Annotated in this window: 18 protein-coding genes; 11 read left to right on the top strand and 7 right to left on the bottom strand. The window is 70.8% G+C overall.

The window, feature by feature from the left end; translation table 11 throughout:
- Positions 1-311 precede the first annotated feature (311 nt).
- The 3 genes from PV721_RS07455 (at position 312) to PV721_RS07445 (ending at position 3,935) form a co-directional block, all read left to right on the top strand.
- Positions 312-2,639, top strand: coding sequence for a glycoside hydrolase domain-containing protein (locus tag PV721_RS07455; protein WP_319722033.1), 2,328 nt, complete (start codon positions 312-314; stop codon positions 2,637-2,639).
- Positions 2,640-2,832: 193 nt separating this feature from the next.
- Positions 2,833-3,249 carry a hypothetical protein gene (locus PV721_RS07450; RefSeq protein ID WP_319722032.1) on the top strand — a complete coding sequence of 139 codons (417 nt, stop codon included), beginning with the start codon at positions 2,833-2,835 and terminating at the stop codon, positions 3,247-3,249.
- The gene (locus PV721_RS07445; protein ID WP_319722031.1) at positions 3,246-3,935 is read left to right on the top strand and encodes a hypothetical protein; all 690 of its coding nucleotides are present in this window, start codon (positions 3,246-3,248) and stop codon (positions 3,933-3,935) included. Before PV721_RS07450 ends, PV721_RS07445 begins: the two co-directional genes overlap by 4 nt.
- A 13-nt stretch (positions 3,936-3,948) precedes the next feature.
- Here PV721_RS07445 and PV721_RS07440 read toward each other — a convergent pair whose 3' ends face one another.
- The 3 genes from PV721_RS07440 to allB all read right to left on the bottom strand — a co-directional run bounded on the left by PV721_RS07440 (position 3,949) and on the right by allB (position 7,061).
- Entirely contained in the window at positions 3,949-4,425 is a 477-nt protein-coding gene (locus PV721_RS07440) for a pyridoxamine 5'-phosphate oxidase family protein (protein ID WP_319722030.1), read from the bottom strand.
- 186 nt (positions 4,426-4,611) lie between these two features.
- Positions 4,612-5,724 carry an allantoicase gene (gene alc, locus PV721_RS07435; protein ID WP_319722029.1) on the bottom strand — a complete coding sequence of 371 codons (1,113 nt, stop codon included), beginning with the start codon at positions 5,722-5,724 and terminating at the stop codon, positions 4,612-4,614.
- A 2-nt stretch (positions 5,725-5,726) separates the two neighbouring features.
- Positions 5,727-7,061, bottom strand: coding sequence for an allantoinase AllB (allB, locus tag PV721_RS07430; protein ID WP_416371052.1), 1,335 nt, complete (start codon positions 7,059-7,061; stop codon positions 5,727-5,729).
- A 337-nt stretch (positions 7,062-7,398) separates the two neighbouring features.
- On the opposite strand from allB, the gene PV721_RS07425 reads away from it, so the two are divergent.
- A complete protein-coding gene (locus PV721_RS07425) occupies positions 7,399-8,202 on the top strand; it encodes an IclR family transcriptional regulator (protein WP_319722027.1) in 804 nt (267 codons plus the stop codon).
- Positions 8,203-8,376: 174 nt separating this feature from the next.
- Here PV721_RS07425 and PV721_RS07420 read toward each other — a convergent pair whose 3' ends face one another.
- Positions 8,377-9,096 carry an ABC transporter ATP-binding protein gene (locus tag PV721_RS07420; protein ID WP_319722026.1) on the bottom strand — a complete coding sequence of 240 codons (720 nt, stop codon included), beginning with the start codon at positions 9,094-9,096 and terminating at the stop codon, positions 8,377-8,379.
- A complete protein-coding gene (locus PV721_RS07415) occupies positions 9,093-10,178 on the bottom strand; it encodes an ABC transporter permease (RefSeq protein ID WP_319722025.1) in 1,086 nt (361 codons plus the stop codon). The genes PV721_RS07420 and PV721_RS07415 overlap by 4 nt, the downstream gene beginning before the upstream one ends.
- Positions 10,179-10,312: 134 nt before the next feature.
- Between PV721_RS07415 and PV721_RS07410 the strand changes: the two genes are divergently transcribed.
- The 3 genes from PV721_RS07410 (at position 10,313) to PV721_RS07400 (ending at position 12,754) form a co-directional block, all read left to right on the top strand.
- Positions 10,313-11,515 (top strand): sensor histidine kinase, encoded by a 1,203-nt coding sequence (locus tag PV721_RS07410; RefSeq protein ID WP_319722024.1) that lies wholly within the window; start codon positions 10,313-10,315, stop codon positions 11,513-11,515.
- A gap of 2 nt (positions 11,516-11,517) precedes the next feature.
- Entirely contained in the window at positions 11,518-12,153 is a 636-nt protein-coding gene (locus PV721_RS07405) for a response regulator transcription factor (RefSeq protein ID WP_319722023.1), read from the top strand.
- Positions 12,154-12,268: 115 nt separating this feature from the next.
- A complete protein-coding gene (locus PV721_RS07400; protein ID WP_319722022.1) occupies positions 12,269-12,754 on the top strand; it encodes a hypothetical protein in 486 nt (161 codons plus the stop codon).
- Here the strand turns inward: PV721_RS07400 and PV721_RS07395 are convergent.
- Positions 12,751-14,238: a PLP-dependent aminotransferase family protein gene (locus tag PV721_RS07395; RefSeq protein ID WP_319722021.1), complete on the bottom strand. Its 1,488-nt coding sequence runs from the start codon at positions 14,236-14,238 to the stop codon at positions 12,751-12,753. The genes PV721_RS07400 and PV721_RS07395 overlap by 4 nt on opposite strands.
- Positions 14,239-14,326: 88 nt before the next feature.
- On the opposite strand from PV721_RS07395, the gene PV721_RS07390 reads away from it, so the two are divergent.
- The 4 genes from PV721_RS07390 (at position 14,327) to PV721_RS07375 (ending at position 18,427) form a co-directional block, all read left to right on the top strand.
- On the top strand, positions 14,327-14,509 hold the full coding sequence (locus PV721_RS07390; RefSeq protein ID WP_319722020.1) for a hypothetical protein: 183 nt from the start codon (positions 14,327-14,329) through the stop codon (positions 14,507-14,509).
- Positions 14,476-15,087, top strand: coding sequence for a nucleotidyltransferase family protein (locus PV721_RS07385; RefSeq protein ID WP_319722019.1), 612 nt, complete (start codon positions 14,476-14,478; stop codon positions 15,085-15,087). Before PV721_RS07390 ends, PV721_RS07385 begins: the two co-directional genes overlap by 34 nt.
- A gap of 252 nt (positions 15,088-15,339) precedes the next feature.
- Positions 15,340-16,959, top strand: coding sequence for a malate synthase A (aceB, locus tag PV721_RS07380; RefSeq protein ID WP_319722018.1), 1,620 nt, complete (start codon positions 15,340-15,342; stop codon positions 16,957-16,959).
- A gap of 277 nt (positions 16,960-17,236) precedes the next feature.
- Positions 17,237-18,427, top strand: coding sequence for a GDSL-type esterase/lipase family protein (locus tag PV721_RS07375; RefSeq protein WP_416371050.1), 1,191 nt, complete (start codon positions 17,237-17,239; stop codon positions 18,425-18,427).
- A 6-nt stretch (positions 18,428-18,433) separates the two neighbouring features.
- Here the strand turns inward: PV721_RS07375 and PV721_RS07370 are convergent, their stop codons facing one another.
- Positions 18,434-18,820, bottom strand: a complete 387-nt coding sequence (locus PV721_RS07370; protein WP_319722016.1) for a VOC family protein — start codon at positions 18,818-18,820, stop codon at positions 18,434-18,436.
- Positions 18,821-18,899: the final 79 nt, after the last annotated feature.

The following is an 18,899-nucleotide window of genomic DNA, read 5'->3' as shown; positions in this document are numbered from 1 at the left end:
ACCTCGTGTCGCCACCGGGTCCATCGGGTCTCCATCACGGCGACCGGCATACGTCCCGAAACCACTTGGCCCACAGAGGCTGAACCAGCAAAACGTGAAAGCGCCCTGCCACTTCCCAGCGGGACCACTTTCCGGAAGAACGTCGTGGCGGGGGCTCGACGGAACAAGGGATGCTCCTCGGCCGGCCGCAGGTGACGGACCGCCGGAACTCTCAGCCGGAGTCGGGACACCGGGACCGGTCGTTCATCGCGACGGTTCGCGCTCGCCACTTCCCCACACGTATCGAAAAGTCGAAGGAGCGGACTTCCGCCATGGCTGACCAAATGGTTCTCCAGGCCCAGAAATGGGTCAACGCGACGTACAAGAGTGTCGCCGGCTACAACCCCGTGACGGAGGACGGGAAGACCGGATGGAACACCATGTACTCCCTGACCCGGGCGTTGCAGCACGAAATCGGGATCACGACGCTCTCGAACGCGTTCGGTCCCACCACCCTGTCGACGCTGGCAGCCAGGGGGCCCATCAAAGTCGGTGAGCCGAACAAGAACATAGTCAAGATCATCCAGTGTGGCCTCTACTGCAAGGGCTACAGCGCCGGCGCCATCGACGGGGAGATGTCGAACCCCACCCTGTTCGGCTTCAAGACCATGATGGAAGACATGGGCATTCCGGCAGAAAAGGTCGGCAACGCCTTGCCGGCCAAGGTCTTCAAGGCCCTGCTCACCATGGATGCCTACATCTTCCTGTCCGGCGGACTGGAGCAGATCCGCCTCATGCAGCGGTGGCTCAACGCCCGCTACTGGGAGAAGTCGACCTTCTTCATCGGCCCGTGCGACGGGTTCTTCTCCCGTGACGTCCAGCAGGCCCTGATGAAGGGGATCCAGTACGAGTCGGGCATTCCCGAGGGCTCGGCCAACGGCATCTTCGGCCCCGGCACGGAAGCGGGCCTGCGGGCCCACGCCCTCGGCCAAGGCGACTCCGGGACATGGGTACAGCTGTTCTCCGCCGCCTGTGTCGCGAACGGTCCCTCGAACACGAGTGGCGACATCGCCAGCTTCAGCTACGAGTTCGGCCCGAAGCTCGCGAGCTGGGTGAAGAAGTTCCAGAACTTCTCCGCGATCAGCGAGACGGGCAAGGCCGACTTCGACACCTGGGCGCAGTTGCTGGTCGCCTACGGCAACCCCGACCGGGGGGTCGACTGTTGTGACACCCGCTTCACCATCACTCCCTCCCGGGCGAAGGCGCTCTACGCTGCCGGCTACCGCGCCGTGGGCCGCTACCTCGACGAGCCGGCCGGGAGCACCCTGAACAAGGAGATACAGCCCGGAGAGCTGGACGCGATCTTCTCCGCCGGTCTGAGCGTCATCCCGCTGTGGCAGTACGACGCGCGGAAGCTCGCGGACTTCACGTACGCCAACGGCTACTCGCACGGGCGCAAGGCGCACGAGCGGGCCGAGGGCTATGGATTCAACCGGAGCACGGTGATCTACTTCGCGGTCGACTACGACGCCACGCAAGCGGAGATGGACCGGATCGTCGACTACTTCATCGGCGTGAACGACGCCCTGAAGAGCAATGGCAGCAAGTACATCACCGGCGTTTACGGTTCGCGGAACGTGTGCTCCAGCGTGGCCGGAGGCGCGTTTGTGCCCTACGCCTACGTCTCGGGCATGTCCTACGGATTCTCCGGCAACCTCGGATTCCCCCTCCCGCAGAACTGGGCGTTCAACCAGATCAAGGAGTTCAACTTCTCCGCGGGTTCGGACACCTTCGCGCTGGACCGGGTGGCGCACCGCCCCGGCTCGGACTTCGGGCAGAACTCGGTCAACCAGTCGGGAAGTTCAACGGTCGACCAGTTCATCGCGTACGTCCAGAAGGTCCACGATGCCGCCGTCGCGTACGGGAAGGGCGACGCGAACGAACTGTGCCTGCAGTTCATGCGCTGGGACAAGTACACGGACTCCCGCTGGGGATCGCTGTTCGGTGATGTGGACGGCGCGTTCATACAGTTCTGCACCAACCGGGGACTGGGCCGCGCGAGGGATCAGGCGTACCTCGACCCGTCGATGGGCGTCACCATCAGCCCGGACCACCTGATCGCGAGTGCCGCAGGCTATTTCCTCAAGGGGAACGCCGGAGTCGGCAAGGCGAATCGCGCCGAACTCGCCAGTTGGGGCGGGGACCTGCTCACGTTCTACGGGGAATGGAGCCGTTCGGACAACGCGTCCCCGCTGGACTTCTGCCGCAGGACACTGGCCAGGCCCGACGTCGCGTCCACGTTCTCGCTGAGTGACCTGATCGAGGACATCGACGGGTTCACGATCGCGATGAAGCTGAAGGCCGGCGGCACGAACATCGTCACCGAACTCAGGAAGATCCTGCTCGGGGGGGGTCACAAGACGCGTTTCAGCGACTTCAAGGCGGCCAGGTTCGGCAACACCACCGACGGCGTCAAGAAGACGGCGAAGGCGTTCCTCGAGGACGACATCAGCGACACTCTGCTGTCCGGTACGCGTGCCCTGCTGATCCAGCGGAACTGCCCGATCCACAAGAAGCCCTGGCTCGAGTCCGACTCCGTGATGGACGAGTTCTACCGGGGATTCGCCGAAGTTCTGGACCGTCTCATCAAGCAGCAGTGACCCGGCTGAAGCCGGTGTCCCGGCAGACGGGCTGTGACAGCAGACCCGGACGCCCGTACCCGTCGAACGCGGCATGCCGGGTATCTTGCCCGGCCATGGGAAATCGCTCGGCGCGGGAGACGGGAAGAACCGTGCGGTTCGGCGTGTCCGCGACGTCGGATCAGGAGGAGGGGACGCAATGACGGCGCCTTTGATGGGGCTGCTCCTGCTCGTCAGTGTGGTGGCGGTGCCGGCGTGCATCGTGGTGATCGTCCTCATGCTGAGGAACCCGCCCCGTTCACTGCCCAGGGTCTGTGCGGTTCTCGCCCTGCTCCTCGGCTTCTCGGCTACGGCCGTGTACAGCTACGGCTGGTTCTCCGTCACCCTCGGGGGGCCGTTCCCGGAGCTGTGCGAGGACAGGAGCGCGTCCGGCGCCCCGTTGGCGAGCCTGGAGCAGGATCACTGGCCCCTTCGCAACGCCTGCCTCTATTCCGACGGCTCGACGGTGGAGCACGTTTCCACGTCGATCAACGTGTTCGTCTACGTGCCGGCTGGTCTTGCCGTCGTCCTGACCTGTGCCGCCGTGTTCCTGTACCGGCGGGCACGACACCTTCCCGAAGGGACCCCATGAACATCGAATTCTCGCGTCGCACCGTACTCAAGCAGTTCACCGGCGTCGCTGCCGGTGCCGCACTGGTATCCGCCGGAGGCACACTGCTGGCTCCCGCCCCCGCCGTCGCCGCGGACAGCACGTGGCGCAGATCGACCTCGGCGAACGGCTGGAGCATCCCGAACGCCCGCTCTGCGTTCACCGGCACCTGCGACATCCAGGGAACCGGCCTGACCGTCGTCCTGCGCCAAGGCGACACCGCAACGGTCCTGGCCTATCTGGCACAGCGTTTCCACTACGACGTCGCCCGGCTGGAGAGCGGCCGCGGCGAGATCGTCGGATACCGCGCCGCTCGCAAGGTCAGGGCGGACTTCGAGTCCAACCACCTGTCAGGAACCGCACTGGCGCTGTATCCGGAAACCTACCCGCTGGGAGTCACGGGGAACTTCTTCCCGTACCAGGTCACGGCGATCCGGGACATCCTCGCGGAACTCGGAGGCGTGGTGAAGTGGGGCGGTGACACGAGGCCGTCCATGGAATCCATGTTCTTCATCGACGTGCCGCCGGAGTCGCAGCAACTCAAGCAGGTCGCAGCGACGCTCAGGGCATGGCAGCTCACTCCGAGCAAGGGCGCCGGGACTCAGAACGTCGAGGACCCCACGCGCATGAAGGCGTCGAAGGAACTGGCGAAGAGCCAGAAGCTCTGAGTCCGTTGCGGCGTCAGGGGAGCCAGCGGCCGTCCGTCATCAGCTGACGGCCCGCCATCTCGTTGACCTCGCGCCACGCCTGGATCCACACCGGCGTGATCCGGAAGTACGGGTAGGGCGTCGCGAAAGCGCTCGGGTCGAAACCCGTGTGGGCCGCGAACGCCTCCCGTACGGCCGGCGCGAGGTCGGTCGCCTCCAGCGTCTCCGCGGTGCCCTCCACCAGGACCACGTCCCGGGTGACGCCGAAGGCCAGGCGGACGCGGCCGTTCGCGATCAGGTTGCGGGCGGTGGGGTTGGTGCGCTGGGTCGAGACGAGGAAGGTCTCGCCGTCCCTGAGGAAGGAGAGCGGGACCATGCAGGGGACGCCCTCCGCGTCGGCGGTGGCGACCCACACGTCCACGTCGTTCTCGAAGCGGGCCAGGGTGTCCTCGAGGCGCTCCTCGTGCGTGCGCGGCGGCGCGGGGATGGTCTCGATGGTCTGATCCGTCATGCGGGCACGCTCCTGTCCGTACCGGCCGGCCCCGGGCGGAGCCGCCGGGCCCCACTGTGCCCCACCCGTAAGGGAGTTTGCACGCCACGGCGTATGCCGATGGGGCGCACCGCGTCGCGGTGCGCCCCATCGGGCCGGGCGTGACCCCGGGAGTGTCGGCTCCCGGGGCGGTCGAACGGGGTGGCGTCAGCCGCCCAGCTCCTGGTGGCGGGCGGTCAGCGCGGCCTCGCCGGTCTCCGTCAGGGAGCCGTACAGGCGCAGGCGGGAGAAGCCGCCGTCCGGGAAGATGTCGATGCGGACGTGCGTGCCGACCGCCGGAGCGTCCAGCACGAAGCGGTGGTTGGTGTCGGGCTGCAGGCGGGTGCGCGGCAGGAACTCCGTCCACTCGCCCTCCTCGCCCGTCTTGACGGAGAGGGAGGCCCAGCCGGCCGAGTTGCCCTTGAGGTACGCGGTGTCGATCTCGACGGCGCGGATCTCGGACTCGGTGACCAGCTGGTAGCGGATCCAGTCGTTGCCGTTGTCGCGGCGGCGCGCGGTCTCCCAGCCGTCGTCCATCTTGCGCGAGCGGCCCGGGTTGATGGTGTTGGTCGGCGGGGAGTAGAAGCGGTTGGAGGCGTCCTGGACGGAGCCGCCGTTCTCCAGGGCCACCACGTCGAAGGAGCCGAGCGCGGCGAGCCACTTCGGGTCGGGCAGGACCTCGCCGTAGACGCGCAGGCGGGCGATGCCGCCGTCCGGGTGCTGGTTGACGCGCAGGTGCGTGAAGCGCTGCTCGGCGCTCACCTCGAAGCCGTTGGCCGCGTGGCCGCCGACCGCGGTGCGCGGGACCAGGGTGGTCCACTTCACGTCGTCGCCGAGGAGCTCCTCGGGGGTCGGCGCGCCGTCGACCGAGGTGCCCTCGATGGAGACGGCCTGCGGCATGTTGCCGCGGAAGTGGGCGGTGTCGACGACGATGCCGCGGATCACGCCGGGGGCGCCCAGGCGGACGAGCGCCCAGTCGTGGTCCTCGGCGGTCGGCCAGGGCTGGGTGGCGGAGACACCGCGGCGGCGGCGGGTCTCCCAGCCGTCCATGATCTTGCCCTTGTGGCCGAAGTGCTCGGGGTCGAAGTGCGCGGCCTCGGCGATGAGCAGGTTCTCGCGCTGGGCGAAGAACTCGTCGTTGGCAGCGATGACGCCGGCGCCCAGCTCACGGGCGGCGAGGTTCGCGTACTGGGTGAACGGGAAGTCCGCGGTGCGGTAGTCCGCGTACGGGTCGCCGCCTCCGTACGGGTTCGCGTTGCCGGTGAAGGAAGGAATCGCCACTGTCAGTTCTGCCTTTCGAGGAGGAGGCCCGTGGGCTCGGTCGGGGTGCCGTGGTCGGCGATCTGCGTACCGCGCAGCCAGGTGGACTTCACGACGCCGTGCAGGGTCTTGCCCGCGTACGCCGTGACCTGGTTGCGGTGGTGGAGCTCGGCCGGGTCCACGGTGAACGTTTCTTCGGGGGCGAGCACGGCGAAGTCGGCGTCGCGGCCGGCCTCGATCGCGCCCTTCTGCGCCAGGCCGGCCAGCGCGGCCGGAGCCGCGGACATCCAGCGCACGACGTCCTCCAGGGTCCGGCCGCGGCGGCGCGCCTCGGTCCAGACGGCGGGCAGGCCGAGCTGGAGGGAGGAGATGCCGCCCCACGCGGTGGAGAAGTCGCTGGTCTTCAGGTCCGCGGTGGAGGGCGAGTGGTCGGAGACGATGCAGTCGATGGTGCCGTCCGCGAGCGCGTCCCACAGGAGGTCCTGGTTGGCGGCCTCTCGGATGGGCGGGCAGCACTTGAACTCGCTGGCGCCGTCCGGCACTTCCTCGGCCGTGAGGGTGAGGTAGTGCGGGCAGGACTCGACGGTGATCTTGACGCCCTCGGCCTTGGCGGCGGCGATCAGCGGCAGGGCGTCGGAGGACGACAGGTGCAGTACGTGGACGCGCGCGTTCAGCCGCTTCGCCTGGGCGATCAGGTTGCCGATCGCGGTGTTCTCGGCGTCGCGCGGACGGGAGGCGAGGAAGTCGGCGTACTTGGGGCCGGGGACGACCGGGGCGGCGTCGAGGTGGTGCGGGTCCTCGGCGTGCACGATCAGCAGGCCGCCGAAGCCGGTGATCTCGGCGAGGGAGGTGGCCAGCTGCTCCTGGTCGAGCTCGGGGAACTCGTCCACGCCCGAGGGCGACAGGAAGCACTTGAAGCCGTAGACGCCGGCGTCGTGCAGCGGGCGCAGGTCCTTGACGTTGTCGGGCAGGGCGCCGCCCCAGAAGCCGACGTCCACGTGCGCCTTGGCGCGGGCGACCTCCTGCTTGACGCGCAGGTTGTCGGTCGTGGTGGTCGGCGGCAGGGAGTTCAGCGGCATGTCGAGGATCGTGGTGATGCCGCCGGCCGCCGCGGCGCGGGTGGCCGTCCAGAACCCTTCCCACTCGGTGCGGCCCGGGTCGTTCACGTGGACGTGGGTGTCGACCAGGCCGGGGAGCAGGACGTCGTCGCCGAAGTCCTCCAGCCGGGCTCCGGCCGGTACCTCGGCCTCGTACGTCAGCACGGCCGTGATCTTCCCGCCGGCGACGGCCACCGAAGCGGCGCGCGTCCCCTCGGGGGTGATGACGCGCGTCGAGCGCAGTACCAGTTCCACAGCCACGTCGGCCACCGGAACCTCCCCATCTACTTCCACAGAGCGAAATTCAACGTTCTGTTGACGGAGTCTTCCCGGCGATCCCTGAGCAGTCAAGAGCGCCCGGACGGACCACTGATGCACCAGGACCGCACTTGGATGTTTCCACACGATGGAATTAAGATTTCACTATCCAGAATGTAGCTACCACCACCCGGAACTGGGCAGGTAACTTCCAGAGGACGTCCGCCACCAGGACAAACCGCCTCTGACCGGCGGCGACGGGCCCGACCCCAGCACTGGGACCGACGCCGACCGCCGGGTAGGCTGCTCCCTTGCCTGCCAGCACCGAAAGGACCGCGCCGTGCCGACGTCCAGCGCCAGCACCACCGACGCTTCCTCAAAGACCCCTGCCGCCAGCGGTGGCGTCCAGTCCCTTGAGCGCGCCTTCGATCTGCTCGAACGTATGGCCGATGCCGGGGGCGAGGTCGGCCTGAGCGAGCTCTCCGCCGCCAGCGGTCTGCCCCTGCCCACGATCCACCGCCTGATGCGCACCCTGGTGGCGTGCGGTTACGTCCGCCAGCAGCCCAACCGACGGTACTCCCTCGGCCCGCGCCTGATCCGCCTCGGCGAGTCCGCGTCGCGGCTGCTGGGCACCTGGGCGCGCCCCTACCTCGCCCGCCTCGTCGAGGAGACCGGGGAGACGGCGAACATGGCCCTGCTCGACGGGGACGAGATCGTCTACGTCGCCCAGGTGCCGTCCAAGCACTCCATGCGCATGTTCACCGAGGTCGGCCGCCGGGTGCTGCCGCACTCCACCGGCGTGGGCAAGGCGCTCCTGGCCCACACCCCCGCCGACGAGGTACGGGCCCTCCTCGCGCGCACCGGAATGCCGGCGGCGACCGAGAAGACCATCACCACGCCCGAGGGCTTCCTCGACGCGCTGGAGCAGGTGCGCAAGACGGGCTACGCGGTCGACGACAACGAGCAGGAGATAGGGGTCCGCTGCCTCGCCGTCTCCGTGCCGAACTCGCCGACCGCCGCCGCGATCTCCATCTCGGGTCCCGCGGGCCGGGTCACCGAGGCCGTGGCCGAGTCCTTCGTGCCGATCCTGCAGGGCGTCGCCGCCGAGCTGTCGGTGGCCCTGTCCAACCAGACCCCCGCCTAGCCGCGGCACACAGCTGCACGAAGGCCCCGGCCGTCCCTCCGAACGGGGGACGGGCGGGGCCGTTTCGTACGGGCCCCCTCGTACGGGCCCTCGTACGAGCCTCGTGTGCCGCTCCGGCCGCGGCCGGAGCGGAAGGGCGCCCGTCCGCCGCCCCGGAAGGCGCCCGTACGCCGCTCAGGAGGCCCGTACGCCGCTCAGGACGCCGGGGCCGGCGCCCGGCTCCGGGCCCTGCGTCAGGCACCCGTCGGCCATCGTCGCCGTACGGTCCATCCGTTCCAGGTGGGCGTGGTCGTGGGTGACCACCACCGTGGCGGTGGAGCGCTCGCGGGTCAGGGTGACCAGCAGGTCCAGCACGGCGGCGCCGCGCTCGTGGTCCAGGGCGCTGGTCGGCTCGTCGACCAGCAGCACGGCGGGCTCGTTCATCAGGGCGCGGGCGATGTTGATCCGCTGGCGCTGGCCGCCGGAGAGCTGGTGCGGCCGCTTGCCGGCCTTGTCCGCCAGGCCCACCGCGTCCAGCAGCTCCAGCGCGCGGCGACGCAGGGCCTTGGAGGGCCGGCCGGACAGGTGCGCCATGACCTGGAGCTGTTCGGCGGCGGTCAGCGAGGCCAGCAGGTTCGGCTGCTGGAAGACGATGCCGATCTTCTCCCGGCGCAGGGCCGACTTCTCGGCGGCGCTGAGCCCCGCCGTGTCCCGGCCGGCGACGACGACCCGGCCGGAGTCCGGGGTGACCAGGGTGGCCGCGACCGCGAGCAGGCTGGACTTGCCGGATCCGGAGGGTCCGATCACCGCGGTCAGCGTGCCGGCGGGCACCTCCAGACCGACGGCGTCGAGGGCGGTCAGCCGGCTCTCGCCGTCGGGGTAGGTGAGCGTGACGTCGTGGACGAGCAGGGTCATCGGGCGCTCCCGAGGGCGGTCAGCGGGTCGACGGCGGTGATCCGCCGGATGGACAGGGCCGCACCCAGCGCCCCGAGCACGATCATGATCGCGGCGGGGACGAGGACCGTGGCGGCGTCGAGCACGAAGGGCACGTTCCCCCCGCTGATCAGTGCACCGAAGCTGGCGGCCAGCGCGGTGCCCAGCCCGGTGCCGATGGCGAGCATCACCACGGCCTGGCCGAGGGCGTCCTTCAGCAGGTACGGCGTGGAGGCACCGAGTGCCTTCAGGACGGCGATGTCGCCGCTGCGCTGGATCGTCCACACCGTGAAGAAGGCGCCTATCACCAGGGCGGAGATGACGAAGAGGAAACCGCGCATCAGCTGGAGCGAACCGTTCTCGGCCTGGTACGAGCCTATGGCGCCCAGGGCCTCGTCGACGGTCTGGGCCTTGGTGGCGGCGGCCCCGTCCGCGGCGGCGAGGTCGAGGCCGCTGCCGGAGAGGGCCACGACGGTGGCGAGGGTGTCGATGGAGGTGCCGGGGTTGCCGATGCGCTGCCAGTCGTTGAGGTCCATCCAGACGACCGGCGTGTGGCTGTAGGCGGCGGTTCCGGAGACGGCTGCCACGGTCAGTTCGAGCGGGCCGATCTTGAGCTTGGCGCCGGCGGTGAGGCCGCCGAGCTCCTTCGCGGCCTTCTCGGCGAGGACCACCTGGCCCTGGGTGAGGCCGGTCCGCTGCGGCCCGAGCCGGCCGGCGGGGTCCACGCCGAAGACCGAGACGGCCGCGGTGCGCTCACCCGAGACGGCGTTGGTGGTGCGGATGCCGAGCGGCTCCGCCGACGTCACCCCGGGCTGTTTCCGCCAGGCCAGCCAGGCGGACTCGGGGACCTGCGAGTTGGTGAAGGACACGTTCTGGTCCCCCGTGGGCGCGGCGAAGGCCAGGTGCGAGGCGGGCAGGCCGGTGATGGCCGAGATGTTCTCCCGTGCCAAGCCGGAGGTGAGCCCGGACAGCAGGCCGACCAGCAGCGTGATCAGCAGGACGACCGAGCCCATCAGGGCGAAGCGTCCCTTGGCGAACCGTAGATCTCTCCATGCGACGAACATGTCCCCCACCTTGGTCTTCCGCGTGGACACAAGGCATCGCGCCACAGTAGTGATCCTCGTATCGAAGGGCGCACCGGTACATCAAACTTTCGGTTGACCGGGGCCGGCCGGGCCCGACTTACGCTGGTCCGGCCATGACTGCTCCCGCTGCCCCCCTGCCTTCCGTTTCCCGCGCCCTCACCCCGGTGTCGAAAGTGCTGCGGCTGTGCCTGCACGCGCTGCTCTTCGGGCTGCTCGCGCTCGCCGCCGGCCGGGCCGTGGCCGACTCCGCACCCCGGGCCGGCTGGGTGATCGCCGCCTGCGCGGTACTGGCCGCCTGCTACGCGGCCGGCGTACGGGCCCCCGCCGTGCACGGCTCGCCGCGCGCCGGGGCGGTGTGGCTGGCCGGGCTCGGCGTGGCCTGGGCGGCGCTGCTGGCGGTCTCCCCCGACGGGCTCTGGATCGCCTTCCCGCTGTACTTCCTCGAGCTGCACCTGCTGCGGCTGCGCTGGGGCGTCGCGGCCGTCGCGGTGACCGCCTGCGCGGCCATCGGCGGGTTCCTCGCGCACAGCAGCACGGCGACCCCCGGGGCCTTCCTGGGGCCGCTGCTGGGCGGGGCCGTGGCGGTGGCGACCGTACTGGGCTACCAGGCGCTGTACCGCGAGAGCGAGCGCCGCCGCGAGCTGATCGAGGAGCTCATCACCACCCGCGCCGAGCTGGCCGCGGCCGAGCGGGGCGCCGGGATCCTGGCCGAGCGGGAGCGGCTCGCCCGCGAGATCCACGACACCCTCGCCCAGGGGCTGTCCTCCATCCAGCTGCTGCTGCGGGCCGCCGAGCGGGCGCTGCCGGAGGAGGCTCCGGCGCTGGAACACATCGCCCGGGCCCGGGAGGCCGCCCAGGAGAACCTCGCCGAGGCGCGCCGCTTCGTACGGGCCCTCACCCCGCCGGACCTGGAGCACGGGTCGCTCGCCGCCGCGCTGGAGCGGCTGTGCGCGGGGGTGCCGGGGCCTCGGGTGCGGTTCTCGCTCAGCGGCAGTCCTCGGGTGCTGCCCACCCCGTACGAGGTGGCCCTGCTGCGGATCGCGCAGTCGGCGCTGGCCAATGTGGTGCGCCACGCGCGGGCCGGGCGCGCCGAGATCACCCTGACCTTCATGGACGCCTCGGTCACGCTGGACATCGTCGACGACGGGCACGGCTTCGACCCCTCCTCGGCGGCGTCGGGCTCCGGTGACGGAGGCTTCGGGCTGCCCGCGATGCGCTCGCGCGCCGAGACGCTGGGCGGGCTGTTCACCGTGGAGTCCGACCCGGGCCAGGGCACCGCCGTGGCCGTCACCCTGCCGCTGCCGCTGGAGGCCTGACGATGACGATCCGGCTGCTGCTCGCCGACGACCATCCGGTGGTCCGGGCGGGACTGCGCGCGGTCCTGGACACGGAGGCGGACTTCGCGGTGGTGGCCGAGGCCGCGACCGCCGAGCGGGCGGTGGAGCTGGCCGCGTCCGAGCCGGTGGACGTGGTCCTGATGGACCTCCAGTTCGGGCCCGGCCCCGGCATGCACGGCTCCGAGGCGACGGCCCTGATCACGGCCGGCCCGGGCTCCCCCCGGGTGCTGGTCCTGACGACGTACGACACGGACGCGGACATCCTGGCGGCGGTGGAGGCGGGCGCCTCGGGCTACCTGCTCAAGGACGCCCCGCCGGAGGAACTGGCGGCGGCGGTGCGCACGGCCGCCGCGGGGCAGTCGGCACTGGCCCCGGCGGTGGCGCTGCGGCTGATGGACCGGATGCGGACCCCGGCGGAGGCGCTGACGAAGCGGGAGCTGGAGGTGCTGCAGCTGGTCGCGGACGGCCTGTCCAACCAGCAGATCTCGAAGAAGCTCTTCCTCAGCCAGGCCACGGTCAAGTCCCACCTGGTGCACATCTACGCCAAGCTCGGCGTCGAGTCCCGCACCTCGGCGGTCGCGGCGGCCGCCACCCGCCGGCTGATCCGCACGCCGTAGGCCCGGCAGGGGGGCCAGCCCCCGGTCGGACACACCGGGCAACCGGCGCGTGCGGGACCCGGGTCCGGCGGGAGCATCGGGGTGTCGAGACCCCGTACCCGAGAGCGAGCCTCCGATGCCTGCCACGTCCGCCACCGCGCACCGTTCCGTACGGCACCGCAACCCCGGCCCGCCGCCCGCCCCCGTCCGGGCCGCGTTCGCGCTGTGGGTCACGGCCGTGTCCGCGGGCGCCTTCGAGACCGCCCTGATGGTCGGCCGGGATCCGGCCGAGGGGCTCGGCGTGGGCCTGGCGGTGCGGCTGGCGGTGTTCACCGCCGCCGTGCTGGTCGCCGTACGGATGCGCCGCGGGGCCGGCTGGGCCCGGGTCGCCCTCGCCCTCGGCCTCGGCGTCCTCGGTACCGCCTCGCTGGTCGTCGAACCGCTCGGCCACCTCCTCGACGGCGCGTCGCCCGTCGACGCACTGGCGCGCGCGGACGCCCTGGAGTGGGTCTTCGGCGTCAGCCGGACCGTCCACCTGGCGGCCGTCCTGACAGCGGTGGCCCTGATGTTCCGCCCTGCGGCGAACGCGTACTTCCGCAGGGCCCGACCGGGGACGGACTAGGCCACCCAGTGCGGGCGGTCCACCGCCGACGGAAGCGGGACCCCGTCGTGGAAGGCGCTCGCGAGGCGGCGGACGCCCTCGTCCAGGCGGTCGGCGCAGAGCGTGTAGGGGATCCGGAGGCGGTGTTCGAAGGTGCCCGGGTCCACGCCGAAGCGCGCGCCGCGGCCGATGTGGACTCCGGCGGCCGCGGCCCGCTCGGCCAGGGCGGAGCTGACCGCCTCGCCCAGGTCCACCCAGAGCGAGAGCCCGCCCGGCGGGATCCGCCAGGACCATTCCGGCGTGTGCCGCTGGAGCGCCTGTACCAGGGCCTCGCGCTGGATCCGCAGCTGCGCGAGCCGTGCGGGCAGGGCCCGGTCCATGTCGTCCATCAGCGGGAGCGCGACCAGCTGGTCGAGGACCGAGCCGGTCATGTCGGCCGAGACCCGTACGGCCGTCAGCTCGGCGATCATCTTCGCGGTGGCCCGGATCCAGCCCACGCGCAGGCCGCCCCAGTGCGTCTTGCTGAGCGAGCCGATGGTGATCACGTGGTCCGCGCCGCCGCGCGGTGCGAGGGAGGCCAGCGGTGCGGGCGCGGGCACGTCCAGGGCGATGTCCGCGATGGTCTCGTCGACCACCAGCCAGGTCCCGGTCGCACGGGTCGCGGCGAGCAGCCGCAGCCGCTGCTCCGGCGGCATCAGCGCGCCCGTCGGGTTGTGGAAGTCGGGGATGACGTACGCCATCCTCGGCACGGTCTGGCGCAGCGTGGACTCGGCGATCTCCATGTCCCAGCCCGCGTCGGAGACGGCGATGGAACCGGTGCGCAGCCGTGCGTGGCGCAGCGCGTCGAGGGCGTTGGCGTAGGTGGGGTTCTCGGTGACGACCCGGTCCCCGGCCCGGCAGAGCAGGCTGACGACCACGCTGAAGGCCTGTTGGGCGCCTGACGTGAGCAGGATCTGCTCGGGGCGCGTGGGCAGGCCCCGCCGGCTGAACCGCTCGGCGACGGCCGTGCGCAGGTCGGGCAGGCCGAACGGGTGGTAGCCGGGGCTCCGGGCGAGCTGGGGCAGGCGCGGGGCGGCCCAGGCGAAGGCCTCGGCGAGGCTGCCCTCCGGGGCGCCCATGGCGGCGATGGCGAGGTCGATGCCCGGTTCGCCGTCGGCGCGGCCGCCGATCCCCCCGACGATGGCGTGCGCGCCGACCGGGCGGTGGCCGTCGGGGAGTTCGGTCCAGGTGCCGGAGCCGCGCCGGCTGCGGACGTAGCCGCTCTCGCGCAGCAGGTCGTAGGCGCCGGTGACGGTGGCCCGGCTGGCGCCGACGGCCTCGGCGAGTTCACGTTCGGCGGGCAGCCGGACGTGCAGGGCGATCCGGCCGTCGAGGATCAGGGTGCGGACGGCGTCGGCGAGCGCCCGGTAGCCGGGGCGGGCCAGGACCTCCGCGGGCAGCAGGGCGGCGAGCTGCCGGCTGCCGATCGTTCTGTCCGCCGTCTGGACCACTCGCCCGTTTGCCATGCCAACCTCCCCTGATTGGCTCTGACGTCCAGGCCAATCAAGGACCAGACTCGCTGTATTGGCCCCCGATTGGCAAGGAGAAAACGAGATGCTGACCGACCGTGACGAACGCGCCCTGCTGGCCGCCGCCGAGAACCGGATCTCCCGGCCGCTGCGCATCGGGGCCGTGCTGGACTCCGTACGACGCACGCTGGCGCGGCGCTCCGGGAATTGCGTGCAGGAGCGAGAATCGGTGGCATGTCAGCCAACTCCCACTCCGATTCACCCGTGATCGCGGGCCTGCTCCTGGCGGCCGGCGAGGGCCGCCGGCTCGGCGGGCGACCCAAGGCCCTGCTCCCCTACCGCGGCCGCCCGCTGGTCGAGAACGCCGTACGGGTCCTGCGCGAGGCGGGCTGCGGCCCGGTGCACGTGGTGCTCGGCGCCTCGGCCTCCGAGGTCCGCGAGCAGGCCGACCTGGGGGGCTGCGTGGTCGTGGACAACCCGGACTGGGCGGAGGGGATGGGCTCCTCCCTGCGGGTCGGCCTCACCTCGCTGGCCGGTACGGGCGCCCGCGCGGCCCTGGTCTCTCTGGTGGACCAGCCGGGCATCGGCCCGGCGGCCGTGGCACGGGTCCGGGAGGCCTACCGCTCCCCCGCCAGCCTGGTGGCGGCGGCGTACGACGGGGAGCGCGGGCACCCGGTGCTGTTCGGGGCGGACCGCTGGGCGGACATCGCGGCGACGGCGACGGGTGACAAGGGCGCGCGCGTGCACCTTGCACGACATGCCGGAGAGCTCATGCTGGTGGAGTGCTCGGACATCGCGGAGGCCTTCGACATCGACACGCCGCCCGACCTGGTGCGTCTGCTCTGAGCACGGCGTGACGGCGATGGCACTGAGGGCCGCCGGAGAGCGGAATCTGTCGACTCAGAGAATCTCGACATCAACAAACCATTGAACTTCCACCATGAGGAAATTACTATCCACTGGTCAGAAGCGCCCTGAACCCACAGACGGCGCCCGCGACCGTATCCCGGAACTCTCCACACCCGACGGCACTGCGTGCCGTCTCGCGCGAGCATTCCCCCGCGGCCGCCAGGCACCGCCGCTGAAGGAGTGACAGATATGTCCGCACCAGCGCCGTCCCCGCTGGCCATCGTCGACGCCGAGCCCCTGCCCCGGCAGGACGAAGTCCTCACCGAAGCGGCTCTCGCCTTCGTGGCCGAGCTCCACCGGCGGTTCGCCCCCCGCCGCGCCGAGCTCCTCGCCCGCCGCGCCGAGCGCCGTGCCGAGATCGCCCGGACCTCCACCCTCGACTTCCTCCCGGACACCGCACAGGTCCGCGAGGGCGACTGGAAGGTGGCGCCGGCCCCGGCCGCGCTGAACGACCGTCGTGTGGAGATCACCGGTCCGACGGACCGCAAGATGACCATCAACGCCCTGAACTCGGGCGCCAAGGTCTGGCTCGCCGACTTCGAGGACGCCTCCGCTCCCACGTGGGAGAACGTCGTCCTCGGCCAGCTCAACCTGATCGACGCCTACGAGCGCCGCATCGACTTCACCGACCCGCGCACGGGCAAGGCGTACGCCCTGAAGCCCGCCGACCAGCTGGCCACCGTCGTGATGCGGCCGCGCGGCTGGCACCTGGAGGAGCGCCACCTGCGGTTCGAGGGCGGCCCGGCCTCCGGTTCGCTCGTGGACTTCGGCCTGTACTTCTTCCACAACGCGAAGCGCCTGATCGACCTCGGCAAGGGCCCGTACTTCTACCTGCCGAAGACGGAGTCGCACCTCGAGGCGCGCCTCTGGAACGAGATCTTCGTCTTCGCCCAGGACTACGTCGGCATCCCGCAGGGCACCGTCCGCGCCACCGTCCTCATCGAGACGATCACCGCCGCGTACGAGATGGAGGAGATCCTCTTCGAGCTGAAGGACCACGCGGCGGGCCTGAACGCCGGCCGCTGGGACTACCTCTTCTCCATCGTGAAGAACTTCCGCGACGGCGGCGAGAAGTTCGTCCTGCCGGACCGCAACGCGGTGACGATGACCGCCCCGTTCATGCGGGCGTACACCGAACTGCTGGTCCGCACCTGCCACAAGCGCGGCGCGCACGCCATCGGCGGCATGGCGGCCTTCATCCCGTCCCGCAAGGACGCCGAGGTCAACAAGGTCGCCTTCGAGAAGGTCAAGGCCGACAAGGACCGCGAGGCCGGCGACGGCTTCGACGGCTCCTGGGTCGCCCACCCGGACCTGGTGCCGATCGCGATGGCCTCCTTCGACGCGGTGCTCGGCGAGAAGCCGAACCAGAAGGACCGGCTGCGCGAGGACGTCTCCGTGGCCCCGGGCGAGCTCATCGCGATCGACTCCCTGGACGCGAAGCCGACGTACGAGGGCCTGCGCAACGCGGTCCAGGTCGGCATCCGCTACATCGAGGCGTGGCTGCGCGGCCTGGGCGCCGTCGGCATCTTCGGCCTGATGGAGGACGCGGCCACCGCCGAGATCTCCCGTTCGCAGATCTGGCAGTGGATCAACGCCGGCGTCGTGTTCGAGAACGGCGAGACGGCCACGGCCGACCTGACCCGCAAGATCGCGGCCGAGGAACTGACCGCCATCCGCGCCGAGGTCGGCGAGGAGGCCTTCGCGGCCGGCAAGTGGCAGCAGGCCCACGACCTCCTCCTCCAGGTCTCCCTGGACGCGGACTACGCGGACTTCCTCACGCTCCCCGCGTACGACCAGCTGGTCGGCTGATCCCCGGACTCGGCTGAAACGCACAGCGGCCGAACCCGCCGGCTCCGCCCCCGTCGCCTTCACGGCACGGGGGCGGAGCCCTTTGCGTTCCACAACTGGAGGAGCGGACTCCCGAACGACCGGTCGGTTGTTACTTGTTCGTAACTTGCCTGTACCTAGCGGTAACAAGTGGGCCCGTGTCACCTTTCCGATGCCACCGGCCGGCGGTACCCCCACTTCCCAGCCACGCGACGCAGTCGTCGCCGACTTCGGCGTGGCCGAACGCAGGAGTTCCGCAGTGATCGGATTCCGCAACGTCAGCAAGGACCGGGACCGCAGTCGGGTGCGACGACTGGCCGGGGCCGGATTGGTTCTGCCGCTCGCCGTCGGCGCGCTCGTGGCCGGCAGCGCCGGGACCTCCGCGGCCAGTCCCGGGACCGGGCCCACCGCCGTGGTGTCCATGGGCGACAGCTACATCTCCGGCGAGGCCGGGCGCTGGAAGGGCAACTCCCTCACCAACACCGGGAGCAGGAACGGGACCGACCGGGGCTGGATCAGCGGCAGCACCTACGATCCCGGCAAGGTCTACGGGACCACCGCCGGCGGGTGCCACCGCTCCGACTCCGCCGAGGTGCGCAGCGCCGGGGCGATCGCCGACGTCGCCGTGAACCTGGCCTGCTCCGGGGCGATTTCCGACAACGTGTTCCGCGCCTCCAACGGCGGCGTCGCCTTCAAGGGCGAGGCACCGCAGGCGGACCAGCTCGCCGTGGTGGCCGCGAGCCACAACGTGAAGGTCATCGCCCTGTCCATCGGCGGGAACGACCTGGGCTTCGCCGACATCATCAAGGACTGCGCGCTCGACTTCGTCATCTGGAACTCGTACTGCTACGACGACCAGCAGTACGGGGTCGACCAGAAGATCGACGCGGTCATGGGCAAGGTCGGCAAGTCCGTGGACGAGGTGCGGGCCGTGATGAGCGCGGCCGGGTACGCCGACTCCTCGTACCGGATCGTGCTGCAGTCCTACCCGTCGCCGATCCCGCGGGGCGCGGAGAACCGGTACACCCAGAGCGACTGGAGCCGGCTCAACACGGGCGGCTGCCCCTTCTGGAACCGCGACTCGGACTGGGCGCGGGACTCGCTCGTGCCGCAGATAGCCGACCGGATCAAGTCGGTCGCGGCGGCCAAGGGCGTGCAGTTCCTGGACCTGCGCGACATGATGCAGGGCCGCGAGGTGTGCGCCAGGGCGAGCAAGCAGGTGAGCTCCACCGTGCCGGCCTCGGCGAAGACGAGCGAGTGGGCGCGCTGGATCGACAACAACGAGTCGCAGGGCCTGATCCAGGAGTCCATGCACCCGAACTACTTCGGGCAGCTGGCGGCCGGGCGCTGCCTCGCGCTGGTCGTCGCCCAGCCCGCGAGCTCCGGCTTCAGCTGCAAGAACACCGCGGGCGGGGACCAGACCGGGATGTTCCTGACCCCGGCCTCCTGAGGCGGCTCAGGGGGATTCGTTCAGCACGGACAGGACGTTGCCGGCCGGGTCCTTGAACCAGGCGATGGTCGGCTCGTTCCCCTTCGGCCGGACGATCCCCTTGTCGTCCGTGTCGAACCCGTCGTAGCGCTCGAACCGGACACCGCGCGCGGTGAGCTCGTCGACGGCCCGGTCGACGTCGTCGACGGGGAAATTGAGGATCGTGAAGCTCGCGGCCTCGTGGTTGTCCTTCTGGTAGACGAGGACCGTGGTGTCGCCCGCCAGGTGCAGCGACAGCATGCCCATGTCCTTGTCCTCCGAGACGCGCAGGCCGAGGGTGCCTTCGTAGAACTCCTTGGCCTTGTCCAGGTCGTCGACCGAGAATCCGCTGAATGCCTTGGTGTCTGCGAACATGACCGTTCCTTCGATCCGACGCTCCCCGTCCCCTCCATCCTCCCTCCGGCGGCGGCGGCCGTCGACCGGCGGGCCGCGA

Origin of the sequence: Streptomyces sp. MB09-01 (genome assembly GCF_033794505.1) — a bacterium.
Taxonomy (GTDB): domain Bacteria; phylum Actinomycetota; class Actinomycetes; order Streptomycetales; family Streptomycetaceae; genus Streptomyces.
Note: the sequence above shows the minus strand (reverse complement) of the source record. Positions and strands in the feature narration are given on the sequence as shown.

What these genes read in the sequence shown, in the direction of transcription:
- PV721_RS07445 (WP_319722031.1), top strand. Translation starts at nt 3,246, where the DNA reads ATGAACATCGAATTCTCGCGTCGCACCGTACTCAAGCAGTTCACCGGC.
- PV721_RS07455 (WP_319722033.1), top strand. Translation starts at nt 312, where the DNA reads ATGGCTGACCAAATGGTTCTCCAGGCCCAGAAATGGGTCAACGCGACG.
- PV721_RS07420 (WP_319722026.1), bottom strand. Translation starts at nt 9,096, where the DNA reads ATGACCCTGCTCGTCCACGACGTCACGCTCACCTACCCCGACGGCGAG.
- PV721_RS07370 (WP_319722016.1), bottom strand. Translation starts at nt 18,820, where the DNA reads ATGTTCGCAGACACCAAGGCATTCAGCGGATTCTCGGTCGACGACCTG.
- PV721_RS07390 (WP_319722020.1), top strand. Translation starts at nt 14,327, where the DNA reads ATGCTGACCGACCGTGACGAACGCGCCCTGCTGGCCGCCGCCGAGAAC.
- PV721_RS07440 (WP_319722030.1), bottom strand. Translation starts at nt 4,425, where the DNA reads ATGACGGATCAGACCATCGAGACCATCCCCGCGCCGCCGCGCACGCAC.
- PV721_RS07450 (WP_319722032.1), top strand. Translation starts at nt 2,833, where the DNA reads ATGGGGCTGCTCCTGCTCGTCAGTGTGGTGGCGGTGCCGGCGTGCATC.
- PV721_RS07400 (WP_319722022.1), top strand. Translation starts at nt 12,269, where the DNA reads ATGCCTGCCACGTCCGCCACCGCGCACCGTTCCGTACGGCACCGCAAC.
- PV721_RS07385 (WP_319722019.1), top strand. Translation starts at nt 14,476, where the DNA reads ATGTCAGCCAACTCCCACTCCGATTCACCCGTGATCGCGGGCCTGCTC.
- aceB (WP_319722018.1), top strand. Translation starts at nt 15,340, where the DNA reads ATGTCCGCACCAGCGCCGTCCCCGCTGGCCATCGTCGACGCCGAGCCC.
- PV721_RS07415 (WP_319722025.1), bottom strand. Translation starts at nt 10,178, where the DNA reads ATGTTCGTCGCATGGAGAGATCTACGGTTCGCCAAGGGACGCTTCGCC.
- PV721_RS07410 (WP_319722024.1), top strand. Translation starts at nt 10,313, where the DNA reads ATGACTGCTCCCGCTGCCCCCCTGCCTTCCGTTTCCCGCGCCCTCACC.
- PV721_RS07405 (WP_319722023.1), top strand. Translation starts at nt 11,518, where the DNA reads ATGACGATCCGGCTGCTGCTCGCCGACGACCATCCGGTGGTCCGGGCG.
- PV721_RS07395 (WP_319722021.1), bottom strand. Translation starts at nt 14,238, where the DNA reads ATGGCAAACGGGCGAGTGGTCCAGACGGCGGACAGAACGATCGGCAGC.